At 46.0% G+C, this 920-nt stretch carries 2 protein-coding genes; both read right to left on the bottom strand.

Translation table 11 applies throughout. The annotated features are described in order from the left end of the window. A partial coding sequence (locus tag B5F71_RS19510; RefSeq protein WP_158098164.1) for an AAA family ATPase occupies window positions 1–136 on the bottom strand: 136 nt, incomplete at its 3' end. Window positions 137–150: 14 nt separating this feature from the next. After that, window positions 151–920, bottom strand: a 770-nt coding sequence (locus tag B5F71_RS19505) for a PD-(D/E)XK nuclease domain-containing protein (RefSeq protein ID WP_206423875.1), incomplete at its 5' end; no start/stop codon positions are given.

The following is a 920-nucleotide window of genomic DNA, read 5'->3' as shown; positions in this document are numbered from 1 at the left end:
CGAACCTGCGGGGACGGCTGAGGAAATAAATCACACCTTCCTTTACCAGTTGGTAGAGTAAATCCGTTTTGTCTACATAACAGTATCCTTCTGTTATCATTTTCTCAAAACTCTGTATGCCTATCGGGTATTTCATCATAGCGTATATTCTTATGGAATTTCTTGTTTATGGAGATTATTGAAAAAGGTATGCTGCTTGAAACGTTCGCTTTGCACTTTCCAGCCGTCAATGGTTCCGGTTTCCGATGAAAAGCTGACGCCTATTTTATATACCGGTCTTTTATCGGAAGCATACGGGCGTGCGTAGCCTTTTTCCTCTATCTGCTTTAGGGCTTCGTCTGCCGAACCGTCCAGTTTAAACTCAAAGATATAGACGTAATCGGGTGTCTCTACGATGCAGTCCACCCGTCCTTCACTCTGTTCCTTTTCGGTATAGACCGTGTAGACGCTGACCAGACGGAATATCAGGTAGAACGTATAGTGGAAACAACGCTCCCTTTCCCTCTCCTCATGTTTGCGACGCATGGTGTAGGGAATGTCGGCAAGGAAGGAGGTGAACAGCTTATGCAGCTTGTCTGTATCACCTTCCTCCAGCGCATCGATAAGGTCTTGTATCCAACTGTTTATATTTTCCCGTTGGGGCTTGAAATAGTCGGAAGCCACCAGAGATACAAATCCTTTCTTCACTTCATTGTTGGGGAAGTCGAGCAGGAATGTGCCTCGGCGTGGTTTATAGTCCTTAATGGTAAGGTATCCGCTCTGGTAAATCATCGGCAACGGTTTTTCTACGTTTGCCTTATAGTCGACAAATTCCTGCGGGTCATAGTATTTTCCGGTCAGTTCATCCAGGTTCTCATCGGTATGCGCAAGCAGGCGGATTAGGTATGAAGGCGTACCGCTACGGAACCAGTAATCACGGA

The organism is Bacteroides sp. An269 (assembly GCF_002159755.1).
GTDB classification, from domain to species: domain Bacteria; phylum Bacteroidota; class Bacteroidia; order Bacteroidales; family Bacteroidaceae; genus Phocaeicola; species Phocaeicola intestinalis.
The sequence above is the reverse complement of the archived record's forward strand: the minus strand, read 5'-3'. Positions and strand labels throughout refer to the sequence as shown.